21 protein-coding genes are annotated in these 20,269 nt (G+C 32.1%); 8 read left to right on the forward strand and 13 right to left on the reverse strand.

Translation table 11 applies throughout. The features are described from left to right. The first annotated feature begins 15 nt into the window (after positions 1–15). Genes CDH49_RS12360 through CDH49_RS12370 form a run of 3 tightly spaced genes read left to right on the forward strand, consistent with a single transcriptional unit; the run spans position 16 to position 2,931 of the window. The gene (locus tag CDH49_RS12360) at positions 16–630 is read left to right on the forward strand and encodes a sugar transferase (RefSeq protein ID WP_100615840.1); all 615 of its coding nucleotides are present in this window, start codon (positions 16–18) and stop codon (positions 628–630) included. After that, complete coding sequence (locus tag CDH49_RS12365) at positions 623–1,693, forward strand: hypothetical protein (protein WP_100615841.1); 1,071 nt, start codon at positions 623–625, stop codon at positions 1,691–1,693. The genes CDH49_RS12360 and CDH49_RS12365 overlap by 8 nt, the downstream gene beginning before the upstream one ends. Then, positions 1,690–2,931 (forward strand): GNAT family N-acetyltransferase, encoded by a 1,242-nt coding sequence (locus CDH49_RS12370; RefSeq protein WP_100615842.1) that lies wholly within the window; start codon positions 1,690–1,692, stop codon positions 2,929–2,931. Before CDH49_RS12365 ends, CDH49_RS12370 begins: the two co-directional genes overlap by 4 nt. Positions 2,932–2,965: 34 nt before the next feature. On the opposite strand, the gene CDH49_RS12375 is transcribed toward CDH49_RS12370, so the two are convergent. The 7 genes from CDH49_RS12375 to CDH49_RS12405 form a co-directional block, all read right to left on the reverse strand. Beyond that, positions 2,966–4,057: a GNAT family N-acetyltransferase gene (locus CDH49_RS12375; RefSeq protein WP_100615843.1), complete on the reverse strand. Its 1,092-nt coding sequence runs from the start codon at positions 4,055–4,057 to the stop codon at positions 2,966–2,968. Between the two features lie 19 nt (positions 4,058–4,076). After that, complete coding sequence (locus CDH49_RS12380; RefSeq protein ID WP_157805311.1) at positions 4,077–4,745, reverse strand: HAD family hydrolase; 669 nt, start codon at positions 4,743–4,745, stop codon at positions 4,077–4,079. Further along, positions 4,717–5,700: an ATP-grasp domain-containing protein gene (locus CDH49_RS12385; RefSeq protein WP_100615845.1), complete on the reverse strand. Its 984-nt coding sequence runs from the start codon at positions 5,698–5,700 to the stop codon at positions 4,717–4,719. The genes CDH49_RS12380 and CDH49_RS12385 overlap by 29 nt, the downstream gene beginning before the upstream one ends. Positions 5,701–5,762: 62 nt before the next feature. After that, on the reverse strand, positions 5,763–6,722 hold the full coding sequence (locus CDH49_RS12390) for a hypothetical protein (RefSeq protein WP_100615846.1): 960 nt from the start codon (positions 6,720–6,722) through the stop codon (positions 5,763–5,765). Between the two features lie 5 nt (positions 6,723–6,727). Beyond that, entirely contained in the window at positions 6,728–8,179 is a 1,452-nt protein-coding gene (locus tag CDH49_RS12395; protein WP_100615847.1) for an MBOAT family O-acyltransferase, read from the reverse strand. Between the two features lie 176 nt (positions 8,180–8,355). Continuing rightward, positions 8,356–8,835, reverse strand: coding sequence for an Lrp/AsnC family transcriptional regulator (locus CDH49_RS12400; protein WP_100611527.1), 480 nt, complete (start codon positions 8,833–8,835; stop codon positions 8,356–8,358). A gap of 70 nt (positions 8,836–8,905) precedes the next feature. Next, entirely contained in the window at positions 8,906–10,057 is a 1,152-nt protein-coding gene (locus CDH49_RS12405; protein WP_100615848.1) for a M14 family metallopeptidase, read from the reverse strand. 290 nt (positions 10,058–10,347) lie between these two features. Here CDH49_RS12405 and CDH49_RS12410 point away from each other — a divergent pair, with 290 nt between their 5' ends. Together CDH49_RS12410 and CDH49_RS12415 are read left to right on the forward strand one after the other, a co-directional pair. Then, positions 10,348–10,722: a helix-turn-helix domain-containing protein gene (locus CDH49_RS12410; protein WP_100615849.1), complete on the forward strand. Its 375-nt coding sequence runs from the start codon at positions 10,348–10,350 to the stop codon at positions 10,720–10,722. Positions 10,723–10,765: 43 nt separating this feature from the next. Next, entirely contained in the window at positions 10,766–11,137 is a 372-nt protein-coding gene (locus tag CDH49_RS12415) for a DNA topoisomerase IV (protein WP_100615850.1), read from the forward strand. On the opposite strand, the gene CDH49_RS12420 is transcribed toward CDH49_RS12415, so the two are convergent. Further along, positions 11,134–11,634: a hydrolase gene (locus tag CDH49_RS12420; protein ID WP_100615851.1), complete on the reverse strand. Its 501-nt coding sequence runs from the start codon at positions 11,632–11,634 to the stop codon at positions 11,134–11,136. The two genes, CDH49_RS12415 and CDH49_RS12420, sit on opposite strands and share 4 nt — an antisense overlap. 9 nt (positions 11,635–11,643) lie before the next feature. Continuing rightward, positions 11,644–12,405, reverse strand: coding sequence for an MBL fold metallo-hydrolase (locus CDH49_RS12425; RefSeq protein WP_100615852.1), 762 nt, complete (start codon positions 12,403–12,405; stop codon positions 11,644–11,646). Positions 12,406–12,612: 207 nt separating this feature from the next. Here CDH49_RS12425 and CDH49_RS12430 point away from each other — a divergent pair, with 207 nt between their 5' ends. Next, the gene (locus CDH49_RS12430) at positions 12,613–14,091 is read left to right on the forward strand and encodes a nicotinate-nucleotide adenylyltransferase (protein ID WP_100615853.1); all 1,479 of its coding nucleotides are present in this window, start codon (positions 12,613–12,615) and stop codon (positions 14,089–14,091) included. Positions 14,092–14,120: 29 nt separating this feature from the next. Here the strand turns inward: CDH49_RS12430 and bcp are convergent, their stop codons facing one another. Further along, complete coding sequence (bcp, locus tag CDH49_RS12435; RefSeq protein ID WP_100615854.1) at positions 14,121–14,573, reverse strand: thioredoxin-dependent thiol peroxidase; 453 nt, start codon at positions 14,571–14,573, stop codon at positions 14,121–14,123. A gap of 35 nt (positions 14,574–14,608) precedes the next feature. On the opposite strand from bcp, the gene CDH49_RS12440 reads away from it, so the two are divergent. After that, positions 14,609–15,289, forward strand: a complete 681-nt coding sequence (locus tag CDH49_RS12440) for an endonuclease III domain-containing protein (RefSeq protein WP_100615855.1) — start codon at positions 14,609–14,611, stop codon at positions 15,287–15,289. Positions 15,290–15,320: 31 nt separating this feature from the next. Here CDH49_RS12440 and CDH49_RS15750 read toward each other — a convergent pair whose 3' ends face one another. Together CDH49_RS15750 and CDH49_RS12445 are read right to left on the reverse strand one after the other, a co-directional pair. Continuing rightward, positions 15,321–15,467 (reverse strand): hypothetical protein, encoded by a 147-nt coding sequence (locus CDH49_RS15750; RefSeq protein ID WP_193434736.1) that lies wholly within the window; start codon positions 15,465–15,467, stop codon positions 15,321–15,323. Between the two features lie 63 nt (positions 15,468–15,530). Then, complete coding sequence (locus CDH49_RS12445) at positions 15,531–16,115, reverse strand: RNA polymerase sigma factor (RefSeq protein ID WP_100615856.1); 585 nt, start codon at positions 16,113–16,115, stop codon at positions 15,531–15,533. 239 nt (positions 16,116–16,354) lie between these two features. Here CDH49_RS12445 and uvrA point away from each other — a divergent pair, with 239 nt between their 5' ends. After that, positions 16,355–19,141 (forward strand): excinuclease ABC subunit UvrA, encoded by a 2,787-nt coding sequence (uvrA, locus tag CDH49_RS12450; RefSeq protein ID WP_100615857.1) that lies wholly within the window; start codon positions 16,355–16,357, stop codon positions 19,139–19,141. 5 nt (positions 19,142–19,146) lie between these two features. Here the strand turns inward: uvrA and CDH49_RS12455 are convergent, their stop codons facing one another. Then, positions 19,147–20,172 (reverse strand): DUF3667 domain-containing protein, encoded by a 1,026-nt coding sequence (locus CDH49_RS12455; protein ID WP_100615858.1) that lies wholly within the window; start codon positions 20,170–20,172, stop codon positions 19,147–19,149. Positions 20,173–20,269: the final 97 nt, after the last annotated feature.

A 20,269-nucleotide genomic window follows, 5' to 3' on the forward strand; every position in this document is an offset into this window, starting at 1 on the left:
TTAAAAATGCTCAACATGTTATATAAAAATGTTATTAAAAGAATCATGGATTTGGTTATTGCTTTCATAGCGTTAATCTTATTGTTTCCCATTTTTTTAATCGTGTTTATTGCTCTAACCATTTCCAATAGTGGTAAGCCCTTCTTTTTTCAAATCCGTCCGGGCAAGAACGAAAAGTTATTTAAAATCATTAAATTCAAAACCATGAATGATAAGAAGGATGCCCAGGGGAATTTTTTGGATTTTGATAAACGGGTAACAAAGTTGGGAAAATTTGCAAGGAAGTATTCCCTTGATGAAATCCCTCAGTTATTCAACGTGCTTAAAGGCGATATGAGCTTGATTGGTCCAAGGCCCTTAATGGTTGAATATTTACCTTTGTACAACGACACACAAAAACGGCGACATGAAGTAAAACCCGGCATTACGGGTTGGGCACAGGTAAATGGCAGAAACGCCATTCTGTGGGTTAAAAAGTTTGAGTATGATGTTTGGTATGTTGATAATGTATCTTTGATGCTTGATATTAAAATACTGCTATTAACCATAAAAAAAGTGATTGTTAAAGATGGGGTTAATAGTTCGGAAAATTTAAATATGACTACGTTTACTGGTGGCGATAATGAGTGAGAACATGGTAAGAAAAGAAGGCATTGGGTCGTATTTTCATTTTGAAAAACAGAAGCGTTTTAAGGATGTCTCGGTTCCGTTGGATTTGAATTATACCCTATTTTACACCGGTAGGCATGCCCTTTTGTATATTCTAAATGAGATTAATCATTCTGGAAACCTCTCTAAAATTTGGTTTCCCAATTATTATTGCCAACATACCTTAGGTTGGATAAAAAAGTCGTACCCCAATATTCATATTTACGACATCAATCCCTTTGAGTTTTCATCTGATGTGGTAAATGTTAATGAATTCGCCACTAAAAACGATGTGGTTTTAATTAATAATTATTGGGGATTGAGCAGTATGAAAACTAATGCCGATGATGATGGCCCTACTATTATTGAAGATCATTCCCATGGTTGGTTAAGTGATGCTGGTTTACATAGTACAGCCGATTATTGTTTTGTATCCTTACGAAAGTCCTTGCCCATTCCGTTAGGAGGCATGTATTGGAAACCCAACGATGCAAGACCTAAACTTGGTTTAAATTTTAAAACAGATCCACATTTTTACAAGATATGGGACACCATGTTACATGCCATGACATTGAAATCGGACTTTATTGCTGGCGACACTCATAGTAATAGCTCCACATATTTGCCCTTATTTTATGAAGTTGAGGAAGCTTTAAATGTATATACTGATTTTGTAGAGTTAACAGAAGAGCACAATCATTTTATTGAATCCTACTTACATTTTAACACCAGGAAAATAAAAGAAACCCATCTGGATTATTTATATACAAAATTACAGGATACGGCATATTTTAAAGTTATTAAAAGATCTGGTTTTACTGCATTCGGGTTCCTCTTGCTTTTTAAGGAAGCCACGGATTATAATGATTTAAAGCAATTCTTAGTGGCTAACAAGGTGTATCCGTCATCCTTATGGCCTGATAACCATCTAGATGTAGAATGGCGTTATTTTTTAAATATCCATATTGATTATAGATATACTTTAACAGATATGGATAGCATTATTTCTTTAATACACACCTGGTTAAAACATAAAATGGCATGAAAAACAACCCGTTTCTTTCCAACATATTTGTGTCTACTTGGTTAAAACATTTTAACGATTCCAAACCCGCATTTACCTTTAAGTTTATAAAAGAGGTTGCTTTTGTTAAAAACAAACACCTCCCTTTATATGTAAACGTTGGTAAAAACCTAACCAATGGCATTGGCTATACATTGGACGAAAACGAAACCGACTTTAAAAGCAAGGTTTTCTTTATTTATGATATTCCAGAATACTTTGAGGTTCACAATCAGCTTCATGGCTCTTTAAAGTTGAAAACCGTAAGGCAATATGTGGGCTACTTGGCAAACCTAAACACCTATAAAAGCATTGAAGATTATTTGAGTGATCAGTTCAGTACTAATAGCCGATGGAAAATAAAAAAATCCAAACGGCGATTGGAAGCTTGCTTCAATATACGATATGGTGTTCTATATGGACAAGACACACTTAAAGATGACTTTGATTTCGCTTTTGGTTATTTCCATAAACTTTTGGTAAAAAGATTCACTGAAAAACAAATAAACAACCATTATTTATCCCAAAAAAAATGGACGTATTTACAGGATGTTATCTATCATATGATTTTGGAAAACAAGGCCGCGCTCTTTGTGATTTATAATGATAATATACCCATTTCGGTATATTTAAATTATGCATCCCCTACTATTTTATATTCTGCTTTACCTGTATTTGATCCAGATTACTCGAAATTTAATATTGGTTATATAGATAATATAAAACATATAGAATGGTGCATTGAAAATAAGATTGATATTTTCGACTTTTCCAAAGGTGATTACGATTATAAAAAACGCTTGGGAAATAAGGCGTATCATTTTGATTATCACATATTATATGATTCCAAATCCATACTAGCGACAGTCATTGCACAATTTATTTTTCTATATTTTAAGGGCAAGCAATATTTAAGGGATTTAAATATCAATGTCTTATTCCATAAAGCCATCTATTTTATAAAAGGCAAAAAAAATACCATAATCCCTTTAGATTATGACAGTATTGAAATAGACAAGCTGCCCCCTGAGGATACCTTAATTAAAAGGGATTTCAGCAGTATTTCTAATGAAGCCATGAAGAAATTTTTAATAGATTTCTTATATAAAAAATCTGAGTCTATTAATACCATCTCCATATTTGAGGTTAAAAACGCAACCCATACGTATATTGTTCAGACGAAAGATGGTATCGAAAAAATTAGATGCCATAGTAAATAGCTTAAGCCCTTAGTAAAAAAAATATGCTTTTTTATTATTGCTTATTCCTAATTCTATAAGCGGGGAAGAATTTAATTTTCTCTTGCTTTATTTCTATATTACTATCGTCAAGGATAATATTTGCATTCATTATTTTAACCAATCTTTTGTATATTTTTTTATTCACTATTTTTCTTCCAGTGTAATAAATAATATCATTGTCGTTTGGAAAAAAAGATTTTTTATAATGATACAGGCTATCATAATCTACGCGACCACCTCCCAATAAATAATATTTATAATTATTGGCCCTAGCCCACTTCATGACTTCAATTTTCAGAAAATCATTTGGTCTTAAATCAAAATAGTCCGCTAAAGTCCCCCCCAAATAGGAATAGAGTGTATTACCAGAAATTAATATCAATTCTGTAGATATCGCCACATCGTCTTTAAAAACAAATGCTATTAAAAAATTCTCCTTACTAAGCTTGATGATATTTTTAAAATAATCGATATCGTAAAAATAGTCGGTATCGGCCCCTATCCTACTCATTGTTTTTATGTAAATATCATAAAACGTCTCTATTTCATAATTAGTGATATCCTTGCTTACAAATTTTGCTATTAAATTATTACTGACACTTTTCCTGTAATTATTTCTAACTTTAGATTTAAAATTATTCCATTGTGCCTCTTTTTCTATTAGTTCGCCTTTAACATTGATTAAAGTAGGAACTAAAACCCCAGAATAAAATTGATGATTATGGTCTAAACTAAACCTTATAAACTCAGAAATAACATTATTTTGTTTATACCAAGCATCTACTTCATCCCAAAACTCAATGAGATAGCCTCTAGACATATCTTCATTAAATAAGGGCCCGCTATATCCATATGGGGAAATGACATCAAAATACGTTTCGCTTTGATCTTTGTAAGGAACCTTTCTTAATATAAAGGGCATTAAAATTAAAACTTCTTCCGAATCACTGAGAAACGTGAAATATCTTAATTTGTCATTGATAACATCATTAAGATTGGAGCCTAAAATTTTATAAAATGGATTGATTACATCAAATGATTCTACGATTTTTAAATAAGATTCAAAATCGCTTTCATTCAAAATTTTATTAACTACTAATGTCATTATTTAATCGTTGGTTGGTTTAATTCAATATGGTTTCAATCTCGTTTAGGTTATTAATAACATACTTGGGTTTGTTAGTAATATCAACATCAAATGATTGTTTATGGATGTTTTTACCATCATCCATAAGGCATATAGTACACCATTTTAACTGGTTTGGAGCTATGAAATCCTTTTTAGTATTATCACCTATATAAATATACCTAAAAGAATCGCCATATTTGTTTATAAAAAATTTAAAATTGTTAATATTAGGTTTTTCTGAACCAAATTCCTCTGAAATGATCATATCGTCAAAATAGCCAGATAGCCCCAACGCATCAATTTTATTGCGTTGTTGTATACTTCTTCCATCGGTAATCAATCCTACTTTGAAAACGTTCTGCTTTAATTTAGCAAGTAATTCCATACGTTCCTGAGATAAACAAATTTGGGGTTTATGATTGCGGTACATATGTATTAAATCTTTTGCGCTAACATGGCTTATGGTATACTTTTCCAATATACTATCGAATACATTCAATCCGCTTTCATAGTAATGGATCATTTCCGATAAGATGATTTCCGAAGGCTTATTATTTATACTTGAAAGAAACCTTGCAATGTCATTAAAAGCCGATTTTAAAAAATCAATTTCTTTGTAAAGCGTATCATCCAAATCAAATACCAGTACTATATCTCTTTTCATTTTCATGAACCAATACTTCGTTATCGTAACGTAACATTAATAATTGATCTTCCCAGCCATCATAAAAATCTATTTCTTGATTAAGTAGATACTCTTGAAGTATCCATTTAGGGAAATTGGCACCAGCAAAATAAGATAATGGATACCCACCGCCAAACCTGGCATTGATTTCAATTCCATAAATCTCTTGAGTCTCGATATTCTTAAAAAATTGTGCCGTTAAGCAACCTATGGCTCCTTCTATATGACTTAAGCGGGCCTTAATGTAATCTAACAACAAATTTTTATCTGTAAGCCCTTTGTTTACCTCCCCATCCCTAACCTCTATACGTTTTCTCGGAACAACACATTTTAAATCGCCCTTTTTATCGTAATATAAATCGCAGGTAAACTCTTCAAAACAATTATGATCTAAATATTCTAAAAACATGAGTTCATTGTTTTTAAAGTGGTACTCTGTTAAATCTTCCTGTTTTTTAACAATGAAATTATCTACACTTCTACTTCCATTTATTGGCTTAATAAATAAAGGCAATTTGTACTTGTATTTTGAATATTCCTTTGCCGCATTGATATTATTTTCAACAAAAAAAGCATGGGTCTCTCTTTTATCCCTTGTAATATTTATGAATTTTGGTGATGATATTATTGGAATAATACCCTTTTTTATAAAAACATCTCTATTGTTGGCTAACAATAATAGTTCTGTATCTATCGTAGGGATGATTATTTTGATATGGTTATCAATACATGTGGTAAGAAGAATATTTATATAATCATGGTCACTGATTAATGGTAACTGAAACGCATTGTCCGACACATGACAGGCAGCAGCCATACGAATGTTAGAATCCGTTGTCATGACTTTTCCTTCTGGAACTAATTTTTTAAGTTCGGTTTGAAATGCTTTAACCAGTGAGACTCTTCTTCCTGCTGATGTTATTAATATATTCATAAAGGGATTTTAAGTTTTAACATAATAAAAGTAGTTAAAAGTATATGACATATTCATTTCTTTTAAATACTTTTCATTTCTTTTACATAATTAGCAATTAATTGGGCTATTATAGTTCTTCCATTATTATTCCAGTGCATATCATAAATTAAAGTAGGTGGCTTTTTAGATGCCTGGAATGCTTTGGAAAAATCGATGTATTTATAATCATATTCATTTAAATGGTTTAAAAAGATGTCAGGGGTTTGTTCTGCATCCAAAAGAAACAGAAATCTTGTTTTATCAAACCCGTATGTATTTACTAAACGTTTAAAGTTTTCTAAATATTTAGTTTCTAATTCTTTAAGTTGTTTGTCTTCTTCGGATTTTGTTAATGGGGCATTTTTCTTTTTTCCATTTGAAAGCAATTTTTGCACCAGATCTTTTGGGGCATCTAAAACCCCTATATTATTTAAATAAACCAATAATTTAATTTGACGTATGGCTTTATATAGAGGGGATTCCAATTGCATCCGTTCCTTAACAATGTTATATTCCGCCCTAGCTAAATCATTTTCAAATTTAATACCTAAAACAACATAATCTATTAATTCAAATTGTTCTTTATATTGACTTATTAAATGCAATTGATCAGCCAAATCATATCCTGCATAGCCATATTCATATACTTCTACACCATGTAACTGATTCTCAATTTTGTTGCCTATGGAATTGTAATAATTCTGATGGAACCCTTCTATAAACGAATCTCCTACCAATGCTATTTCAACTTTATCTTTTGAAGGATTAAATTCCCTGTAAGAATTGTATCCAAAATTATTGATGCGATATTCTGAAAAATTCTGACGCCTATTTCCTGTCACTGAATACCCTTCTTGGTTTGGCATCCACTTCTCTACCCCAAAGGCATCAACATAGCGAACCGGATAATCCTTAGTAAGATGAAAAACCCTTATGTAAACTTCTAATGCTAAAAGTATAAGTACACTATATATGAAAATTTTAAAAAATAACTTTTTCATTCTTTTTAAAATTGAAAATAAATAAATGATCTGTCAACACCACTATCATAAAATAGAAGTAAGCATAAAATTACTATAGTATATACAATAAATCGAACTATTCTAGATTTAAACTTAAACGGAGAACGCTCATCTCTTCTTATTAAGTATTCATATAATACGAAAAAAGCAATCAAAACATAATAATCCAGCATTCGATAACCCATAGGGTGATAGTAAGTTCCGAATGAAAAATCGGTAAAAATCCTATTTATAAATTCAAATGCCCCAGTAATGGACTCCGATCTAAAAAATATCCTTGAAAACGTTACTATGGCAAAAGTCAGTACAACCTGACCCAATTCCGTTAACGATGGGAACATCGTATTTTCAGCAACTACCGAATCTTTATATATGGCATTCCTCCCCATTAAAAATACGGGAATAAAAGCCAAGGCATGAAATGCACCCCAAAAAATAAACGTCCAATTGGCGCCATGCCATAATCCACTTACCAAGAAAATAATAGCTATATTTCTTATTGACATTAATTTACTTCCTCTTGACCCACCTAAAGGAATATATAAATAATGTATAAACCAATTAGATAAAGATGCATGCCAACGCTTCCAATATTCGGCAACATTTCTTGAAAAATTAGGAAATTTGAAATTAGACATTAATTCTACTCCAAAAAGTTTGGCCGTTCCAATAGCTATATCTGAATACCCACTAAAATCACCATAAATTTGAAAGCTGAACAATGTAACACCTAAAATAAGGGTGGATGCTGGATAGGTACTATAATTGGCGAAAATGTCATCTACTATGGGAGCCAACGCATCGGCTATCACGATTTTTTTGAATAAGCCCCAGAGAATGAGCTTCATCCCATCTACCGCCTGCTTATAGTCGAACTGACGCTCCTTTAAAATTTGTGATAACAGATTTGATGCCCTTTCTATAGGACCAGCAACCAATTGGGGAAAAAAGCTAACAAAGGCAGCAAATGATATAAAATCGGTTGTCGGTTTTAGTTTTTTATAATACACATCAAACGAGTAAGACATCGTTTGAAATGTATAGAACGAAATACCTACTGGTAAAATAACTTTTAAGGTCCAGGTACTTTTTATATCATATCCAAGCATGGATACCATGTCTACCCACGAATCAACAAAAAAGTTATAATATTTAAAAAATCCTAAAAGGCCTATATTGAATATGACACTTACCCAAAGCCATAATTTTCTTGTACGCTGATTGTCATTACCATTTATTTGAATAGCCACTAGATAATCGACTATGGTACTAAGTAAAATTAATGACAAAAACCTCCAGTCCCACCATCCATAAAACAGATAGCTAGAAACTAAAATGAGAACATTTTGAGCTCTTAGACTTCTTTTAAAAACAAACCAGTAGAGGAAATAAACAATAAAGAGAAAAATAAAAAACTCAATAGAATTAAATATCATATAAATCTATAAAAATAATTAGGGCTTGATAGCAATTTAATTTGCGGCACAAACTTCATATATTTAATTAACCAAATCAAAATTATTCTTTTAAAAGCCAAAATAAAACTTTAATCTACACTTAAATAAAAAAAAGCCCTTTCAGGGCTTTTAGATATTAATATCTGTTAGGTAAGTTACATTTCATTGAATATGGAATGCATCAAACGCTTTTTATCATTAATGCTTTCTTCAAGAGAAATCATGGTTTCTGTTCTATAAACACCTTCAATATCATCCAATTTAAAGATAATTTCTTTTGCATGTTCCGTGCTTCTGGCTCTTATTTTGCAAAAAATATTGAATTTGCCCGTAGTAATGTGGGCTACTGTAACAAAAGGTATTTCATTAACACGTTCCAATACGAATTTGGTTTGAGAGGTGTTGTTTAAAAATATACCTACATAAGCAATAAATGAATATCCTAACTTTTTGTAGTCTAAAGTTAAAGAAGATCCTTTAATAATACCTGATTCTTCCATTTTTTTCACTCGAACGTGAACTGTTCCGGCAGATATTAAAAGTTTTTTAGCTATGTCTGTAAAAGGAATTCTTGTATTGTCTATTAACATGTCAAGAATTTGGTGGTCGATTTCGTCTAATTTAATTTTCCCCATAATTAATTATTCTTAATTAAAAACCAAAATTACTACATTTTCATCAATAATTATTCATAATTGCATCATTTTATTTCGATAATAATGATGTTTTTTTATTATCCATAATAACGAAATCGTTTTCGTAATTCAGTTTAATGGGTGTTAAATCGGCATCTAACACAAAATGGCCATTGGCATCAATCTCTCTGTGACCATAATACAAATCTAAACGCTCTATTTTATCAATCTTGGGTACAAAAGTAACTTTGCCATCAACCAATCGCTCTTGAAATTGGATACCGATGTCCGTTACATCTGAATTGGAATCTATTTTGGCATTTCTAATAATAACATCCAAAAAGCATGTGCCATTTTCTGGAATATTAAAATAAGACTTGTATAAACTTCCGTCTACATTGACTTTCGAGATATAATCTAAAGAGGTTAAATACGACATGTAAATGTATTTTCTTGTTTGTTCCCGTTCATAATCATTAGCATAATGGCCTGCTTCAAATAGCATGGTTGGCGTATTTTCGCTTTGAAACGTATCGCCCACACAATTCAAATTAAAGGCGTCATCATAAACCCCTACTTGATTCGGGATTACCTGCTGAAGCACATCATTCATTTTGCTAATAACTTCCATTGCAATCTTTCTATTGGATGTTACAGTACAAGCATCATCTTGAGCTGGCGCTAAAAAAGACACGGTGGCTGGTTTATTGGTTTGTCCCGCACTAAAAATGGTTCGTTGTCCGTGAAGGTTGTAGCAAAAATCCGGATTGAAATCTTCAAATACCGCTCTTAAAACCTTGCTTTCCGGCTGTGTTCTTAACTGCGCATCCCTATTCAAATCAACATTATTTGCATTGACTCTGGTAAAAGCATTGGCACCATCTGGATTCAAAATAGGTATGATATATAGGGTGCAGGCTTCCAAGATATGGTTCAGGGAGGCATCTGCAGAAACAAATGTGTTTAAAAGATCAAAAAGAGCTTTTGTGGTGGTAGACTCATTACCGTGCATTTGCGACCACATAAGAATCTTTTTTGTGCCCGAGCCCAATGTAATCGAATAAATGGATTGCTTTAAAACGGATTCGCCAATGATATTAATAGTAACAGAATCTTCTAAGTTTTTTAAAAGCGGTTCTATATGATTATTGGTGATATATCTGTGGTATAACTTGCCCTCTTTAAACTTAGAAAACAGGCTTTGGATGGCTTCTACTTTCATTGAAAATTATTGATGCACAAATGTAAACAATTACTTTTTTACATTTGTAAACACTAAATGAGAATGTATTTGTTTACATTTATCAACAGAAATTCAATTTAACAACATTGATTAATCAATTAAATACATCTCAAGTATTTTTAAATGTATAATTTTATTATTTTCAGTATTTTACATCTATTTATATAAAGTTATTATTCATATAAATACTGATATATAGGAGATTAATTATGAATTCTAATCATAATTTTTTACATTTGTAAAACCCTAATCTATTTTGATAGTTTACAATGATAAACAACGAGGATTTTGCTAAAAGACTTCAGGAAGTCATTGACTTCTATGGTGAATCCGCCTCTTCTTTTTCGGAGAAAATAGGCGTTCAACGCTCTAGTATTTCCCATATACTTTCTGGAAGAAATAAACCTAGTCTGGATTTTGTTTTAAAAATTTTATCTACCTATCCAGAAGTAGAATTGTATTGGTTGCTAAATGGCAAAGGCACATTCCCTATTTCAAATGCGTTACCTAAAGAAGAAACTAAAAAGGCAGAAGTTCCGTTAGGGCTCCAATCCAAGTTAAAGTTCGATTCCAATGAAGGAAAACAGATAGAACGTATTGTTATTTTTTATTCAGACGGTACTTTTAAAAACTTCCAAAACTAGTATTGTAAACTTAGTTTAGTAATTTTGCATTAAATACCATTTTATGAAAAAGTTTTTATTTATTTTGATGCTTTGTTTTTTTAGTTGTTATACCAGCGAAAGGAATTGTAAAGATTATAAAACGGGTAATTTTTATAGCGAAGTAACTATAGATGGCAAAGTTTATAAATCCACGTTTTCAAGAAATGATCATTTACAGGTGGAAATTTATGATGGAAAAAAGGATTCTTCTCAGGTACGATGGATAAATGATTGTGAAGTCATCTATAAAACCATCAACCCAAAAAATATGGCTGAAAGGAAAGACATTCACTTAAAAATCTTAACCACGACCGATTCTTCATACATATATGAATACTCATATGTTGGAGACACAAAAAAACAAAAAGGAATTGCTTTTAAGATTAAAGACTAATTGAACGGATAAAGAAAAGATTCCACTAAATTAAATTTCAGCTCGTTAGTATCCGTAATTTCATAAGTCAAAAAAAGTTCCCCCCAATATTCTCCATCCGAAAAATCGGCTATAATCCATTTGTGGTTCAATAATTTCACTGTATTAATCATCATGCGTCTTCCCTCACTGGAAGCATAAGGAATGATAGGGTGCTCCCCTTTTGCTTCGTTTAATTTATAAAGCTCATCTTTTATAAGAGGCATTAATTCATCAACCTTATACCCTCGGTTTTCAAAATATGAGATGGCATCCTCATTTCTGTCTAAATTAAAATGGGACAAATCCAATACATCGTCTTGAAGTATGGCAAGTGAATCTTTATAATTTTCTATTTGATTTGCAGTTGTTTCCATTTTTTTATTTTCAACTGCCAATAATCTTTTGGAATTTACATACATAAATAAGGCTAACAACAATGAAAAAACAAACAGATACATAAAAATTCTTTGTTTCATAATACTATTTTAAATGGTGATTTGTAAATTATCGTATGCCAAAAACACATTGTTTGGCAATATTTTTTCCACATCTTCATGAAAACCCATTCTGTGGCTTATATGGGTTAAATACGCTTTTTCAGGGTTTATTCTTTCAATAAATTGTAGAGCTTCTTCAAGATTTAAATGTGAATAATGCGCCTCGATACGCAGGGCATTGACCACTAAAACCTTGAGGTTTTTTAATTTCTCAACCTCTTTATCGTTAATGGTCTTCATATCTGTTAAATAAGCAAAATCGTTGCATCTAAACCCAAAGACCTGAAGTTCGAGATGTTTTAAGTTTATAGGAATGATCTCTTGATTATTAATAATAAAAGGCTTGTTTTTAATAATATGAGGCGATACTGTTGGGGCTCCTGGATACTTGTTCTCAGTTTTAAAAATATAATCAAATCGTTTCTTTAAAGATTTCAAAACACGCTTATGGGCATAAATGGGAATGTTTCCTTGTTTAAAATAAAACGGCCTAATATCATCCAACCCCATAACATGGTCTGAATGCTCATGGGTATATAAAATAGCATCAATTTTTTCACATCCGCAGGCTAACATTTGTTGCCTAAAATCTGGGCCACAATCAATTAAATAGGTGTAACCGTCTAGTTCAATTAAAACAGAAACCCGCAACCGTTTATCTTTTTCATCTTTGCTTAAGCAAACAGGATGATTGCTTCCAATTACTGGAATACCTTGGGATGTACCGGTGCCTAAAAATGTTATTTTCAAAAAAAATTATTATTTTAAATCAAATTAATACTAAGCAATACCCAAATTCATAATTTTTAATCTCCTTTTTTAAAGAAACCATAAAATATTAACTTTCATTTTATCTTCAGTCCAAAACTAAGTATGAGATGAACAAAATTAGACTTAATTTTTTATTTGCCCCCATTATTTGATACCTTTGTTTTTACTAAAGTAACTCAAAATAATATGGAAATAACCATCAAAGGAGATAAAGAGTTTGATGACATTCCCGCTTTAAAGACGAAAGCACTTCGAATAAATTTAAACGAAAACATTTACGGAACATTTGCCGAAATAGGTGCTGGACAAGAAACTTGCAGGCATTTTTTTAGAGCTGGTGGCGCTTCCGGTACCATAGCAAAAGCCATGTCCGCTTATGATAAAGATTTTAGTGATGCCATTTATGGTGTTGAAGATGATGGGCGTTACGTGACTGAGGCTCGCCTCAGGAAAATGCTAACGCATGAAATGGATCTTATTGAAAAACGGCTTACTAGAGATAAAAATCCCAATAAAATATTTTTTACTTATGCCAATACCGTAGCAACTATTGATTTTGCAAAGCAATTTAAAGGGCATGGTTGGGTTGGCATCAAATACCAGATTGAAGCTGGCAAAGAGTACAACGATATTGTTCTGCACGTTCGCTTCAAAGAAACCGATGCTAGATTGCAGCAAGAAACATTGGGCGTTTTGGGGCTAAATCTAATTTATGGGGCATTTTATAAGTATAATGAACCAAAAAAATTATTGCGTTATCTATATGACCATTTAGATAAAGATCAATTGGAAATTGATACTATTAACTTTTCTGGTCCCGCTTTCAAAAATGTTGATAATAGGCTCATGAGCTTACAACTGGTGAAAAATGGGATGACAGATGCCGTAATGTTTGGTCCTGATGGCAAAAACATATTGCCTGCTAAAATTTTATACAAAAAAAATATTTTGGCATTACGCGGTAGTTTCAGACCAGTAACCAAAGTAAATATGGCTATGTATGAGAAATCATATGAAATGTTTATAAATGAAAATAAAGTCAGTAAAGAAAACACTGAGGTTGTATTTGAAATTACTTTATCTAACTTACGTGCTGAAGGAGAAATTGATGAGCAGGATTTTATGGATAGAGCTGATTTATTATGCTCTTTAGGGCAATCGGTAATGATTTCAAATTTTCAAGAATATTATAAAGTTGTTGAATATTTTTCAAATTACACTAAAGCCAGGATGGGACTTGCCATGGGCGTTAATAATTTAGTGGATATTTTTGATGAAAAATATTATCGTCATTTAAGTGGTGGTATTCTTGAAGCTTTCGGAAAATTATTCTTCAAAGATTTAAAAGTGTATTTATACCCAATGCTTGATGCTGATACTGGAGAACTTATAAATAGCGAAAATTTAAAAGTATATCCACGTATGAAAGAATTATACAAATTCTTCAAGTATAATGGAAAAGTCATCGATATTAAAGATTATGATGAAAGCATCATGAACATCTTCTCCCGTCAAATTTTACAAATGATTGATGATGGTGATAGAGGTTGGGAAGATATGGTTCCTGAAGGAACTGCCGATTTAATTAAAGATTATCGTCTTTTTGGTTTTACACGTAAACCATTAAAAGCTTTAAAACCTATTACGCTTAAAAAAAGAAAATAAAAGAAGCCTCAGTAATGAGGCTTCTTTTATTACTCCAATATCTGTGAAGCATGATTTTTTGCTTTCACATCGTCTATAACCTTTATTATACTACCTGTTTCATCTATAACAAAGGTGATGCGATGAATGCCATCAAACGTTCTACCCATAAATTTTTTAGGTCCCCAAACCCCAAAAGCATTAATTACTTCCTTATCTATATCAGCTATTAATGGATATGGAAATTTATATTTCTTTTTAAAATTGGCTTGTGCCTTTTGGCTATCTGCACTTACTCCTATAACTTCGTAACCCTTATCAGTCAATAATTTGTAATTATCACTTAAATTACAAGATTCTACGGTACAAGTGGGTGTATTGGCTTTTGGATAGAAAAAGACAACCAGTTTTTTTCCAATGAAATCACCTAGCGAAATTGAATTTCCTTGTTCATCTAAGGCAGTAAAATTTGGAGCCTTATCTCCTACTTTTAATGTGTTCATATTTTTTAACTTTGTAATTGCTAAAATACAACCGAATGACCAAAGAAGAAAGCGTTACGTTTATTATTAATACATTAAATACGCTTTACCCAGAAATACCCATCCCTTTAGATCATAAAGATCCTTACACACTGCTAATTGCTGTTTTATTATCGGCCCAAAGCACCGATGTCCGGGTTAATAAAATAACACCTTTATTATTTGAAAGAGCAGATAACCCGTATGATATGATAAAACTTTCGGTGGAAGACATTCGGGAAATCATCAAACCTGTTGGGTTGTCGCCCATGAAAAGCAAAGGCATTCATGGATTATCACAAATTCTTATTGAGAAACATAACGGACAGGTACCCCAAAGTTTTGAAGCTTTGGAAGCATTGCCTGCCGTTGGCCATAAAACCGCCAGTGTTGTGATGTCGCAAGCCTTTGGTGTTCCAGCTTTTCCTGTAGACACTCATATTCATAGACTGATGTATCGTTGGAATTTAAGCAATGGCAAAAATGTGGTTCAAACAGAAAGAGATGCTAAACGGTTATTTCCTAGAGAAATTTGGAACGACTTACATTTACAGATTATTTGGTATGGCAGACAGTTTTCGCCAGCAAGAGGCTGGGATTTAGATAAAGATATCATAACCAAAACCATTGGACGAAAATCTGTAATTGATTCCCATCTTCAATCCTTATCAAAAGGAATAAAAATAAAAAAGTCCTAACCGGTATTTAGGTTAGGACTTTTCCAAAGATTTAGTTTAATACTAATTCAAACTTCACCTTATCAGACTTAATAACACTTAAAGCCTTTGAATAATTTAGAAGGAAATTAATGGTTTCCTCTTTGGGTTTTAAATCATTTGTTGTTTCAATGGATGTTTTAGAGTAAATTTTTGCCATTTTAATAAATTATACGTTAATAAATTAATAACGCAGCAAAAATCACTTTATTGTATGTATGTATTAATTTGTTAAAACGATATTATGCTTGTCTATTATTTTTCTCAAATTAATTAAAGCGTAGCGCATACGCCCCAACGCCGTATTGATGCTAACACCTGTTTTATCTGATATTTCCTTAAAACTCAAATCATCATAAATCCGCATCAATAACACTTCTTTTTGGTCATCGGGAAGCTCATCAACCAACCGTCTTACATCAAATTCCACTTGTTCTTTTATAATACTGTTTTCAGCATTTAAGCTAGTATCACTCAATACCGAGAAAATACTGAATTCACCCGCATTATCAAATTTTGGCATTCTGTTACTTTTTCTAAAAAAATCGATTACTAAATTATGGGAGATTCGCATGACCCAAGGTAAAAATTTACCTTCTTCATTATAATTCCCTTTCTTTAGGGTGCGTATGACTTTAATAAAAGTGTCTTGAAAAATATCTTCGGCGACATCTTTATCATAAACTTTTGAATAAATAAAACTATAAACTTTTTGTTTGTGACGCTTTATTAATACTTCTAGGGCGCTTTCATCGCCTTTAATGTAACAACTAACTAGTGTAGCATCTGTTATAAGTTCGTATTGCATAATTATTACTTTTAATGCCTCGAAGTAGCCTTCGTTGCTTGGGGGTTAATAGTTTAAAAGTAATGTTGTGCTATAGGCTAGTATTTATATGATTATGCAATCTACGAATCAAATATAACAACAATCATTCCTAAAAAACAAAATTTAATATATTTTTTTAATATTTCTTTAAGATAAAATCGGCTTTTAAGGTTGATATACTTATGTTATCTTTACAAACTTATTCTCTTATGTATATTATGACTACTAATATTTCGGAAGTAAATCCAAAAGAAAACATCATTATTAAGGGTGCAAAACTGCATAATTTAAAAAATATTGATGTCGTCATCCCACGAAACAAATTAGTGGTAATTACGGGATTATCTGGCTCAGGAAAATCCAGTTTGGCATTTGATACCTTATATGCTGAAGGACAAAGACGTTATGTAGAAAGTTTATCAAGTTATGCCAGACAATTTTTGGGAAGACTGGACAAACCTAAAGTAGATTATATAAAAGGCATTGCGCCCGCCATAGCTATAGAACAAAAAGTAAACTCCACCAATCCACGTTCTACGGTTGGCACCAGCACAGAGATTTATGATTATCTTAAATTATTATTTGCCAGAATTGGCAAAACATATTCACCAATTTCAGGAAATGAAGTTAAAAAAGATACCGTTACAGATGTTTTAGAATATTTAAAATCGTTTCCGGAAGGTGAAAAGTTACTACTGCTCGCACCTATCCATTTGGAAGAAGGACGAACCATGGCGGATAAACTTAAAGCATTACAGCAGCAAGGTTATGCGAGAATAAAAGTTGGCGATGATGTATTAAGAATCGAAGACGTTAAAATCGACAAAGAATCACTTAATAAGACATTCATTGTTGTTGATAGAATAGTTTTAAAAACAGAAGAAGATTTTCTAAACAGATTGGCCGATGCCATTGAAACGGCTTTTTTTGAAGGCAAAGGTGAATGCATCATCGAAACCTTGTCTGATAATAAACAACGTTATTTCAGCAATAAATTTGAATTGGATGGCATTAATTTTTTAGAACCCAACATTCATCTGTTCAGCTTTAACAATCCGTATGGTGCCTGTCCTAAATGTGAAGGTTATGGCGATATTATTGGCATTGATGACGATTTGGTTATCCCAAACACCGCACTTTCCATTTATGAAAATGCTATTTTTCCTTGGCGCGGTGAAAGTATGAGTTGGTACAGGGATCAATTGGTCAATAATTCACATAAATTCGATTTCCCCATACACAAGCCTTATTTTCAGTTGACCGAAGCGCAAAAACAACTTATTTGGGATGGCAACCAATATTTTGAAGGTTTGAATTCCTTTTTTACTGAATTAGAAGCTAAGGCATATAAAATTCAAAACCGGGTGATGTTATCTCGATATCGTGGAAAAACAAAGTGTAAAGCTTGCAACGGTAAACGTTTACGAATTGAAGCCAATTATATTAAAGTCGGTGGAGCCACCATAACCGATTTGGTTGAAATGCCATTAGATAAATTGGCCTTTTTCTTTAATCAATTAGAATTAAATGACTACGATACTCAAATAGCCAATAGGTTATTAAAAGAAATCAACAATCGGTTATCATTCCTTGCAAATGTTGGGTTGGACTATTTAACCTTAAATAGGCGATCGAACACCCTTTCTGGCGGTGAAAGTCAGCGTATCAATTTAGCAACGTCTTTAGGAAGTAGTTTGGTAGGTTCTATGTACATTTTAGACGAACCTAGTATTGGGCTGCATCCAAAAGATACTGAAAGGTTAATATTGGTTTTAAAATCGCTTCGTGATTTGGGAAACACGGTTATTGTGGTAGAACATGACGAGGATATTATGAAATCAGCAGATTATATAATTGATATTGGTCCGGAAGCGGGCACTTTTGGCGGTCATGTTGTTGCACAAGGCACTTATTCAGATATACTGGCATCAAGTTCATTAACCGCACAATATCTAAATGAAACCATGAAGATTGAAGTTCCTAAAAAACGTCGGACTTCAAAATACTATATTGATGTAATAGGTGCTAGAGAAAACAATTTAAAGAACATCGATATCCGTTTTCCTTTAGAAATGCTGACTGTTGTTACTGGTGTTTCTGGCAGTGGAAAGAGCACTTTAGTTAAAAAAATATTATATCCTGCACTTCAAAAAAAATTAACCGATTTTAGCGATAAAGCAGGTCAGTTTACTTCATTAGAAGGAAATTTCAATACCATAAAACATATTGAGTTTGTGGACCAAAATCCTATTGGAAGGTCGTCTCGTTCCAATCCAGTGACCTATATTAAAGCCTATGATGATATTCGAGCGTTGTTCTCCAATCAGAAATTAAGCACGCTTAGAAACTATCAAGCTAAACATTTTTCTTTTAACGTAGATGGCGGACGTTGTGAGACTTGCAAAGGCGAAGGTGAAGTAACAATTGAAATGCAATTTATGGCCGATGTACATTTAGAATGTGAAACATGTAAAGGAAAACGTTTTAAAAAAGAAGTGTTAGAAGTCATGTTTGCAGATAAAAATATTGATGATATTTTAAACCTGACCATTGATGATGCTATTGCTTTCTTTGAAGCTAACAAACAAACTAAAATTAAAACAAAATTGCAACCCCTTCAAGATGTTGGTTTGGGATACGTTACCTTAGGACAAAGCTCTTCCACCCTTTCTGGAGGCGAAGCACAGCGTATTAAATTGGCATCTTTTTTAGGAAAAGGAAGCCATAAAGATAAAGCCCTTTTTATTTTTGATGAGCCTACCACGGGCTTGCATTTTCATGATATTCAAAAACTATTAAAATCGTTTAATGCCTTGATTGAAATCGGACATTCCATAATTGTCGTAGAACATAATATTGACTTAATTAAATGTGCCGATTATATTATTGATTTAGGTCCAAATGGCGGGGAACATGGTGGTTATTTGGTTGCTTCTGGAACCCCTGAAGACATAATAAATTCTAAAGAATCTCAAATTGCTAAGTATTTAAGAGAGAAACTTTGATTAAATCAATAAAATAGAAATGCTATTAAAAACATAATAGCAGCGGCCAAAGGAGCTACAAACAATAAAAAGGTCATGGCTGCTACATTGCTCTTTATAAAACTCAAAAAATACCCTTGACCATAAAACCGTTTTACTGCTAAAAATAAATAGAAAAAGGTTGATAGCATGACTATTAGCTCAATCCAAAATGGTATTTCAAAAACTAAGTCAACAAAAACCAGAAAACTAAAAACCATAAATAAAAAGGCAAAGAAATAAAAGCTGAATACCAAATGGTGTGAAAAACTTCCCTTTTTATAATACAATAGTTTTAAAATAAAAGCGAAAATAGGCAACAATACAAACATGGCTATGGGTATGCTATCATAAAAACCCTGGAGCAAAGAACCGCCATTACGTTGCTTGTAGAATTTAAGCATTTGTGAGTATAGCTTTCTTTCGAAAAAACCAGCATCATCTGACATTCCCATAGATTTTAAAATTTCTGCTTCTGGGGTATTTAATTTAATTAGAGAATCAGCTTTTACTTTGTTAAAATCGAAGCTTATCAAATCTGAATTTAAATCATTGGATTTTTGGGTTTTTAAAATCGAATCCAAATCAGCTATTCCCCTAACCTCAATACCCTCCATCTTTAATCTTTCGCTTATTTTAGTTGAATCATTTGCTGTAATTGGTTTTGAATCTTCATTCAAAACGCTGTTATCCTTCTCTATTTGATCTCTACTTATAAAAGAAAACAGAAAGAAAAAAACCACCGATATAAACAAATACATTTGTGCAGGATGTAAATACAGCAGTCGTTTACCTTGTATGAAGCGTTGTGGCAAATAGCCTGGTTTGGCCATTAAAGGGATGAAACTTTTAAAAAAACGGGCATCAACTGAAAAATAGTTACTTATAGTGTTGTAAAACAAAACACCCAGGGTCAATTTTTCTTTATCATCTTGTCCGCAATACGGACAAAAATTATATTCATCTTTAAATGTGCGTTCACAATTTTTACAGATTGAGTATTTTATGGACATATTGGTTGAATTAGTCTCTATAAAATTAATAAAAATAAAGAATAGAGCCGCATAATTTCAAATGCTAGTAATAATGAAAAAGCACTTTTTGAAAACA

The sequence above is a fragment of the Confluentibacter citreus genome (assembly GCF_002807055.1).
Lineage (GTDB): Bacteria > Bacteroidota > Bacteroidia > Flavobacteriales > Flavobacteriaceae > Confluentibacter > Confluentibacter citreus.

What these genes read in the sequence shown, in the direction of transcription:
- CDH49_RS12365 (WP_100615841.1), top strand. Translation starts at nt 623, where the DNA reads ATGAGTGAGAACATGGTAAGAAAAGAAGGCATTGGGTCGTATTTTCAT.
- CDH49_RS12455 (WP_100615858.1), bottom strand. Translation starts at nt 20,172, where the DNA reads ATGTCCATAAAATACTCAATCTGTAAAAATTGTGAACGCACATTTAAA.
- CDH49_RS12405 (WP_100615848.1), bottom strand. Translation starts at nt 10,057, where the DNA reads ATGAAAGTAGAAGCCATCCAAAGCCTGTTTTCTAAGTTTAAAGAGGGC.
- bcp (WP_100615854.1), bottom strand. Translation starts at nt 14,573, where the DNA reads ATGAACACATTAAAAGTAGGAGATAAGGCTCCAAATTTTACTGCCTTA.
- CDH49_RS12380 (WP_157805311.1), bottom strand. Translation starts at nt 4,745, where the DNA reads ATGAAAAGAGATATAGTACTGGTATTTGATTTGGATGATACGCTTTAC.
- CDH49_RS12395 (WP_100615847.1), bottom strand. Translation starts at nt 8,179, where the DNA reads ATGATATTTAATTCTATTGAGTTTTTTATTTTTCTCTTTATTGTTTAT.
- CDH49_RS12430 (WP_100615853.1), top strand. Translation starts at nt 12,613, where the DNA reads ATGGAAATAACCATCAAAGGAGATAAAGAGTTTGATGACATTCCCGCT.
- CDH49_RS12410 (WP_100615849.1), top strand. Translation starts at nt 10,348, where the DNA reads ATGATAAACAACGAGGATTTTGCTAAAAGACTTCAGGAAGTCATTGAC.
- CDH49_RS12445 (WP_100615856.1), bottom strand. Translation starts at nt 16,115, where the DNA reads ATGCAATACGAACTTATAACAGATGCTACACTAGTTAGTTGTTACATT.
- CDH49_RS12370 (WP_100615842.1), top strand. Translation starts at nt 1,690, where the DNA reads ATGAAAAACAACCCGTTTCTTTCCAACATATTTGTGTCTACTTGGTTA.
- CDH49_RS12440 (WP_100615855.1), top strand. Translation starts at nt 14,609, where the DNA reads ATGACCAAAGAAGAAAGCGTTACGTTTATTATTAATACATTAAATACG.
- CDH49_RS15750 (WP_193434736.1), bottom strand. Translation starts at nt 15,467, where the DNA reads ATGGCAAAAATTTACTCTAAAACATCCATTGAAACAACAAATGATTTA.
- uvrA (WP_100615857.1), top strand. Translation starts at nt 16,355, where the DNA reads ATGACTACTAATATTTCGGAAGTAAATCCAAAAGAAAACATCATTATT.
- CDH49_RS12385 (WP_100615845.1), bottom strand. Translation starts at nt 5,700, where the DNA reads ATGAATATATTAATAACATCAGCAGGAAGAAGAGTCTCACTGGTTAAA.
- CDH49_RS12400 (WP_100611527.1), bottom strand. Translation starts at nt 8,835, where the DNA reads ATGGGGAAAATTAAATTAGACGAAATCGACCACCAAATTCTTGACATG.
- CDH49_RS12360 (WP_100615840.1), top strand. Translation starts at nt 16, where the DNA reads ATGTTATATAAAAATGTTATTAAAAGAATCATGGATTTGGTTATTGCT.
- CDH49_RS12375 (WP_100615843.1), bottom strand. Translation starts at nt 4,057, where the DNA reads ATGACATTAGTAGTTAATAAAATTTTGAATGAAAGCGATTTTGAATCT.
- CDH49_RS12390 (WP_100615846.1), bottom strand. Translation starts at nt 6,722, where the DNA reads ATGAAAAAGTTATTTTTTAAAATTTTCATATATAGTGTACTTATACTT.
- CDH49_RS12415 (WP_100615850.1), top strand. Translation starts at nt 10,766, where the DNA reads ATGAAAAAGTTTTTATTTATTTTGATGCTTTGTTTTTTTAGTTGTTAT.
- CDH49_RS12420 (WP_100615851.1), bottom strand. Translation starts at nt 11,634, where the DNA reads ATGAAACAAAGAATTTTTATGTATCTGTTTGTTTTTTCATTGTTGTTA.